The organism is Streptomyces sp. UNOC14_S4 (assembly GCF_020740835.1).
In the GTDB taxonomy this organism is placed as follows: domain Bacteria; phylum Actinomycetota; class Actinomycetes; order Streptomycetales; family Streptomycetaceae; genus Streptomyces.
This window is the reverse complement of the sequence record NZ_JAINFC010000389.1, coordinates 1-7,346: the sequence shown is the minus strand read 5'-3', so window position 1 is coordinate 7,346 and position 7,346 is coordinate 1. Positions and strand designations below refer to the sequence as shown.

Here is a 7,346-nt window from a genome sequence, read left to right as displayed (position 1 = left end):
GTCCCCGCCGCGCACCCCCTCACCGCCGTCGTCCACACCGCGGGCATCACCGACGACGGCCTGGTGTCCGCCCTGACGCCCGAACGGCTCGCGCGCGTGCTCCGTCCGAAGACCGACGCGGCCTGGCACCTCCACGAGCTCACCCGGGACGCGGACCTGTCCGCCTTCGTCCTGTTCTCCTCCGCGGCGGCGGTGATCGGCGGGCCGGGCCAGGCCAACTACGCCGCCGCCAACGCCTTCCTCGACGCCCTCGCCGCGCACCGCCACGCCCACGGTCTCCCTGCCGCCTCCCTCGCCTGGGGCCTGTGGGAACAGACCACCGGTGTGAGCGCGCACCTGGAGGAGGCCGACCACCGGCGCATCGCCCGCTCGGGCCTGCTGCCGATCACCGAGGCGGCCGGACCGGCGCTGCTGGACGCGGCCCTGGGCCTGGGCCGGGCCGCCGTGGTCGTCACCCCGATGGATCTGGCGGCCCTGCGGGAGAACGCCGCCCAGGCGCCCGTGGTCATGACCGCGCTGGCGGGCCGCCCCGCGGCGCGCCGGGCGGCCCGCAACACCGACGCGGGCCCCGGCTCACTGGCCGACCGGCTGGCGGGTGTGGACGAGGCGGAGCGGGTCCGCGTCCTCCTCGACCTGGTGCGCGAGGAGATGGCGGCGGTCCTGGGCCGTACGGACCCCGGCGGCATCGACGCGGCGCGGCCGTTCCAGGAGGTCGGGTTCGACTCGCTGACCTCGGTCGAGCTGCGCAACCGGCTCGGGTCCCGCACGGGGCTGCGGCTGCCGTCCACGCTGGTCTTCGACCGGCCCACACCCGCCGAGCTCGCGGAGTACCTGCGAGACGCGCTGCTGGAATCGGTGCCGGGGGCGGCTTCCACCGCCCGGCACACGGTCGACTTCGCGGCCGAGGTGCGGCTCGCCGAGGACGTGCGGGCGGCGGCGGAGGTCGTACGGGGCGCCGACGACCCCGCGGAGGTGTTCCTGACCGGCGCGACCGGATTCCTCGGGGCGTTCCTGCTGCGCGACCTGATGCGCTCCACGCGGGCCACGGTGCACTGCCTGGTGCGCGGCGAGGACGAGACCGCGGCCCTGCGGCGGCTGCGCGAGAACATGGAGTGGTACCGCGTCTGGGACGAGGTGGACCCGGCCCGGCTGCGGATCCTGGTCGGCGACCTCGCGGAGCCGCGCCTGGGCCTGACGGAGGATCAGTTCGACGCCCTGGCCCGCACCGTGGACGTCGTCTACCACGCGGGTGCCACCGTGCACTGGCTGCGCCCGTACACCGAGCTCAAGGCGGCCAACGTGGGCGGCACGGAGGAAGTGCTGAGGCTGGCCGCACGCCACCGCACGGTGCCGGTCCACTATGTGTCGACCGTGGGCGTCTTCGCCGGCGCGGCCACCGAGGGGGTGCCGTTGAAGGTGGACGACACCACCGGCCCGGCGGAGATCCTCCCCACGGGCTATGTGCAGAGCAAGTGGGTCGCCGAGCACGTCATCGGCCTGGCGCAGGAGCGTGGCCTGCCGGTCTCCGTCTACCGCGTCGACGTGATCTCCGGCGACCAGGCCAACGGGGCGTGCCAGACCCGTGACTTCGTGTGGCTGAGCCTCAAGGGCCTGATCCAGGCCGGTGCCGTGCCGGACGACCTCGCGGGCGAGGTCCACGCGGTGCCGGTGGACTACGTCAGCTCGGCGATCGTGGCGATCTCCCGGGAGGCCGCCAACACCGGCAGGACGTACCACCTGTACAACCGGAGCGGGCTCTCCTTCACCCGGTTCGCCGAACACCTCCGGTCGGCCGGTTACCCGCTGGAGGAGCTGGATCGGGGCACGTGGCGGGAGCGGGTGGCGGCGGACGCGGACAACGCCATGTCCCCGCTGCTGGAGGCGTTCGAGGCGATGGTCTCCGCGAGCGGTTCCTTCTACCCGCCGTTCGACACGTCGGACACGGAGGAGGCCCTGCGGGGCACCGGTGTGCGGTGCCCCGAGTTCAGCACGGAACTCTTCGGGAAGTACGTGGAGTTCTTCGTCGAAGAGGGCTGGTTCCCGCGCCCGGCGGGGGACCGTACCGCCTCGGCGTGACGGAATCATGAGACCGGGGGCCGGTCGTCCTGTCACGGACGACCGGCCCCCGGTCTCGTGTACCGCGCCGTGGAACGCCTACGGCCTACGCCGACACCGGCGCCAGCTTGTCCTCCAGGCCCGGGTGGGCGTCGAGCCAGCGGCGGGCCGACTCCTTCTCCTTGCCCTTGCCGCCGTTCTTGAGCTCGACCTCCAGCGAGGAGAGGTCCTTCTCCGACATCTTGAAGTCCTTCAGCCACTGGGCGATGCGCGGGAAGTCCTTCTCGAAGTCCTTCTTCCCGACGGCGTGGATCTGCTCGCCCTTGCCCCAGGCGCCCTTGGGGTCCTTGAGCTTCTTGAGGTCGTGCGCCCCGTAGGCCCAGTGCGGGGACCACAGGGTGGTGACGATGGGCTCCTTCTTCTTGACGGCCCGGTCGAGCTCGGCGAGCATCGCGGAGGTCGACGAGGAGACGACCTTGTACTCGCCGTCCAGGCCGTACTCCTTGAGCACCTTGTCGTTGAGGGTGCCCATCATCCCGGCGCTGGACTCGATGCCGACGATCTTCCCGCCGAACAGGTCGCCCTTGCCCTTCAGGTCCTCCAGCGAGTCGATGCCCTTGACGTAGGAGGGCACGGTCAGCTCCAGCGACGTGGGCCCGTACCAGGAGCCCAGGTCGGTGAGCCGGTCCTGGTACCGGTCCATGTACTGCTTGTGCGTCGTGGGCAGCCACGCGTCGAGCTGGACGTCCATCTGGCCCTGGGCGAGCGCGGTGTAGAGCGGGCCGGGGTCGAGCTGCTTGACGTCCGGCTTGTAGCCGCGGTCCTCCAGGATGTTCTGCCACAGGTAGGTGCTGGCCACGGCCTCGTCCCAGGGGAAGTAGCCGAGCTTGACCTGCTTGCCGCCGCCGACGTTCTTCCCGGCGGCCACGTTCTCCTTGCCGCCGTTCCCGGCGATGCTCATGCCGCCCGCGACCAGGGCGAGGACGACGACACCGACGGTGGCGACGGCCGTGCCGGGCCGGTAGCGCAGGAAGGCGGCACGGGCCGTCGTCGCCGCGGACTTGGCGAGGGCACGGCGGCCGAGCGGGGAGACCCGCTGGTTGAGTGCGCCGGTCATCCGGTCCAGGTAGACGGCGAGGACGACCACGGCGATGCCGCTCTCCACGCCGCCGCCGATGTCGACCTGGGTGACGGCCGCGTACACGGCCTCGCCGAGGCCGCCCGCGCCCGCCATGCCCGCGATGACGACCATGGACAGGGCCAGCATGATGACCTGGTTGACGCCCGCCATGATCGTGGGCAGGGCGAGCGGCAGCTGCACCCGGGTGAGGGTGTCACGCGGCGTCGTGCCGAAGGCCTTCGCGGCCTCGACGAGCTCGCCGTCGACCTGACGGATGCCGAGCTCGGTCATCCGCACGCCGGGCGGCATCGAGAAGACGATGGTGGCGATCAGACCGGGCAGCGGGCCGATCGAGAAGAACATGACGCCGGGCAGCAGGTAGACGAAGGCGGGCATCGTCTGCATGACGTCCAGGACGGGCCGCAGCGCACCGCTGACGGCCCGGCTGCGGGCCGCCCAGATGCCCAGCGGCACGGCGAACAGCAGGGTGATCAGGCTCGCGACGAGGACGAGCGCCAGCGTCGACATGGCCCGGTCCCACAGGCCGAAGGAGTCGACGAGCGCGAGGCCCGCGAAGGCGAGGACGGCGGGCAGCAGGCCGCGCAGCCACCATGCGATGACGGCGAGGATGCCCGCCATGAGCAGCGGGCTGGGGCCGCGGAGCACGTCGCCGACGCCGTCGTACGCCCCGCTGAGCACGGTGTTGATGACGTCGAAGAGCCAGCTCAGGTGGGTCTGGAGCCAGCTGACGGCGGACTCGACCCAGTGGCCGAAGTGGAACCTAGGCACCGGCGGGCACCTCCTCCGCGACGGCCTCCACGACAGCAGGCGCCTTCACGGCTTCCCGAACGGCCTTCGGCTCGTCGCCCAGGGCCGCGAGCAGCCGGTCGCGGGTGACCACGCCGGTGAGCTCGCCGCGCTCGTCGGTGACGGCGACGGGCAGGTCGCTGTGCGAGAAGGGGGTGAAGAGCTCGTGCACGGGTGTATCGGCCTCCACCGTGGCGGGCGCGGCGGCGAGGACCTCGGCGGCGTTGCCGGGGGCCGTCGTGTCCATGATCGAACCGGCGGTGAGCACGCGGGAGCGGTCGACGTCCTGGATGAAGGAGGCGACGTAGTCGTTGGCGGGCCGCACGAGGATGTCCTCGGCGGTGCCGTTCTGCACGACACGGCCGTCGCGCATGACGGCGATGCGGTCGCCCAGGCGCATGGCCTCGTTGAGGTCGTGGGTGATGAAGACGATGGTCTTCTTCAGCCGCGTCTGGAGGTCGAGCAGCTGGTCCTGCATGTCGCGGCGGATCAGCGGGTCGAGGGCGCTGAAGGACTCGTCCATCAGCAGCAGGTCGGCGTCGGTGGCGAGCGCGCGGGCGAGGCCCACGCGCTGCTGCATGCCGCCGGAGAGCTCGTCGGGCCAGGAGCTCTCCCAGCCCTTGAGGCCCGCGAGCTCCAGGGCCTCGGCGGCCCGCTCCTCGCGCTCCTTGCGGGCCACGCCCTGCACCTCCAGGCCGTAGCCGGCGTTCTCCAGCACGCTGCGGTGCGGGAAGAGCGCGAAGTGCTGGAACACCATGCTGATGTGGCGCGAGCGCACCTCGCGCAGCTCGCGCGGGGCCAGGGCGGTGAGGTCCTGACCGTCGTAGAGCACACGTCCGGCGGTCGGTTCCAGCAGGCCGTTCAGCATGCGCAGCAGCGTGGACTTGCCGGATCCGGAGAGACCCATCACCACGAAGATCTGACCGGCCTCCACCTCGAAGGAGGCGTCGATGACCGCCGCGGTGGTGCCGTCGGCGCGCAGCTCCTCACGGCTCGCGCCGTTCTTGAGCCGCTCGACGGCCGCTTCGGGTCGTTTGCCGAACACCTTGAACAAGTGCTCGGCGTGAAGCCTGGACACATACACCTCTCGGGTCGATCTCAACGACGCCCCGGCTCTCCCCCGACGTGCCGGAACGTGGAGCGGTGCGGTATCGGTCCGCGTGCCCGGCCGTACGGGTACGGCACGGGGTCCGCTCCGGTGCCGCGCCTGCCCCCGATCAATCCGGGCAAACGGAACAGTGATCCGGTTCACATGCGCGGGGCGGGATTGTCGGTGGCATGCGGCATGATCGGACCCGTGACGCGACGCCTGATGCTCCTCGACACCGCTTCCCTGTACTTCCGCGCCTATTTCGGGGTGCCGGACACGGTCAGGGCCCCCGACGGCACCCCGGTGAACGCGGTGCGCGGGCTGCTCGACTTCATCGCCCGGCTCGTCCAGGACCACCAGCCGGACTCCCTCGTGGCCTGCATGGACGCCGACTGGCGGCCGCAGTGGCGGGTCGATCTGATCCCCTCGTACAAGGCGCACCGGGTCGCCGAGGAGGTCGAGGGCGGCCCCGACGAGGAGGAGACGCCGGACACGCTCTCCCCGCAGGTCCCGGTGATCGAGAGCGTGCTGGACGCGGTCGGCATCGCCCGGGTCGGCGCCGCGGGCTACGAGGCGGACGACGTCATCGGCACCCTGACCGCGCGGGCGAGCGGCCCGGTGGACATCGTCACCGGCGACCGCGACCTCTACCAGCTGGTGGACGACCGGCGCGGGGTGCGGGTGCTGTATCCGCTCAAGGGCGTCGGCACCCTCCAGGCCGTCGACGAGTCGCTGCTGCGCGAGAAGTACGGGGTGGACGGCGCCCACTACGCCGACCTGGCGCTGCTCCGGGGCGACCCGAGCGACGGCCTGCCGGGCGTGCCGGGCGTCGGGGAGAAGACGGCCGCGAAGCTGCTGGCCGCCCACGGCGACCTGGCGGGGATCGTCGCCGCCGCGCAGGATCCGGCGTCGAAGCTGACGCCGGCGCAGCGGAAGCGGCTGCTGGAGGCGAGCTCCTATCTGGAGGTCGCGCCGAAGGTCGTCCGGGTGGCGTCGGACGTTCCGCTCGGTTCGTTCGACGCGGCGCTGCCGCGGGAGCCGCGGGATCCGATGACGCTGGAGGTTCTGGCCGAGCAGTGGGGGCTGGGCGGGTCGCTTCAACGACTGCTTGCGGCACTTGCGGTCTGAACGCTTCGCGGCCGCCGCGGGTCGTGTGTGGTTGCTCGCGCAGTTCCCCGCGCCCCTGACGGGGCGCGACCCCGGGCTGTTAAGTTAGGTGAGCCTAACTCGGCATGCCGTCGTACAGGGGAGAACGCCATGGCTGAACGTCCCGTCCGGAAGAAGCCGCAGCTCACTCGCGCGCACGTGGTGCGTACGGAGCGGCTGACGCCGCACATGGTGCGGGTCGTGCTCGGTGGCGAGGCCCTCGCGGGGTTCGGGGCCGGTGAGCACACCGACCACTACGTCAAGCTGCTCTTCCCGGTGCCCGGCGTCGTCTACCCGGAGCCCTTCGACATGGAGGTGATCCGCCGGGACCTCCCGCGCGAGGTATGGCCCGTCACCCGGACGTACACCGTGCGCTCCTTCGACCGCGAGCGCCACGAGCTGGTGATCGACTTCGTGGTGCACGGGGACGAGGGGCTGGCCGGTCCGTGGGCGGTCTCGGCGCAGCCGGGTACGGAGATCCTCTTCCTCGGGCCCGGCGGCGCCTACTCCCCCGACCCGGCCGCCGACTGGCACCTGCTCGCGGGCGACGAGAGCGCGCTGCCCGCGATAGCCGCTGCCCTGGAGCGGATGCCCGCCGGGGTGCCGGTGCGCGCCTTCGTCGAGGTCGCCGATGCCCGGGAGGAGCAGGAACTGGAGCTTCCGGAGGGCGTCGAGGTCGTCTGGCTGCACCGCGGCGCCGCGCCCGTGGGCGAGGCCCTGGTCAAGGCGGTGCGCTCGCTGGAGTTCCCGCCCGGTGACGTCCACGCCTTCGTCCACGGCGAGGCGGGCTTCGTCAAGGAACTGCGCCGCCTGCTGCGCGTGGAGCGCGAGATCCCGCGCGAGCGCCTGTCGATCTCGGGCTACTGGCGGCTCGGCCACAACGAGGACGGCTGGCAGGCGTCGAAGCGCGAGTGGAACCAGCAGGTGGAGTCCGAGCAGGAAGGTCAGGCCGCGGCGGCCTGACCTTTGCGACTGCGTCGCTGCCCATGCGGCGCAGTCGCCGCCTACGAGCTCGGTCCGCAGTGTCGTTCGGCGCGTGCGGGCCGGTGGGGGCTGGCCGCGCAGTTCCCCGCGCCCCTGACGGGGCGCGCCCTGCCGTCGGAGGCCCGCCCCCGAAGGGGCGCGGGG

5 protein-coding genes are annotated in these 7,346 nt (G+C 72.2%); 3 read left to right on the top strand and 2 right to left on the bottom strand.

Going from position 1 to position 7,346, the window contains the following annotated elements; all coding sequences use genetic code 11:
- The coding region (locus K6I34_RS27390) for a thioester reductase domain-containing protein (RefSeq protein WP_229329739.1) at positions 1-2,076 on the top strand (2,076 nt) is incomplete at its 5' end.
- A gap of 85 nt (positions 2,077-2,161) precedes the next feature.
- Here K6I34_RS27390 and K6I34_RS27385 read toward each other — a convergent pair.
- On the bottom strand, positions 2,162-3,964 hold the full coding sequence (locus tag K6I34_RS27385) for an ABC transporter permease/substrate binding protein (RefSeq protein ID WP_229329737.1): 1,803 nt from the start codon (positions 3,962-3,964) through the stop codon (positions 2,162-2,164).
- On the bottom strand, positions 3,957-5,060 hold the full coding sequence (locus K6I34_RS27380; protein WP_229329736.1) for a glycine betaine/L-proline ABC transporter ATP-binding protein: 1,104 nt from the start codon (positions 5,058-5,060) through the stop codon (positions 3,957-3,959). The genes K6I34_RS27385 and K6I34_RS27380 overlap by 8 nt, the downstream gene beginning before the upstream one ends.
- A gap of 234 nt (positions 5,061-5,294) precedes the next feature.
- Here K6I34_RS27380 and K6I34_RS27375 point away from each other — a divergent pair, with 234 nt between their 5' ends.
- Both K6I34_RS27375 and K6I34_RS27370 read left to right on the top strand, forming a co-directional pair.
- Positions 5,295-6,200 (top strand): 5'-3' exonuclease, encoded by a 906-nt coding sequence (locus K6I34_RS27375; protein ID WP_229329741.1) that lies wholly within the window; start codon positions 5,295-5,297, stop codon positions 6,198-6,200.
- Positions 6,201-6,329: 129 nt separating this feature from the next.
- Positions 6,330-7,181, top strand: coding sequence for a siderophore-interacting protein (locus tag K6I34_RS27370; protein ID WP_229329734.1), 852 nt, complete (start codon positions 6,330-6,332; stop codon positions 7,179-7,181).
- Positions 7,182-7,346 lie beyond the last annotated feature (165 nt).

Coding starts and splice junctions, on each gene's coding strand:
- K6I34_RS27370 (WP_229329734.1), top strand. CDS start 6,330: ATGGCTGAACGTCCCGTCCGGAAGAAGCCGCAGCTCACTCGCGCGCAC.
- K6I34_RS27375 (WP_229329741.1), top strand. CDS start 5,295: ATGCTCCTCGACACCGCTTCCCTGTACTTCCGCGCCTATTTCGGGGTG.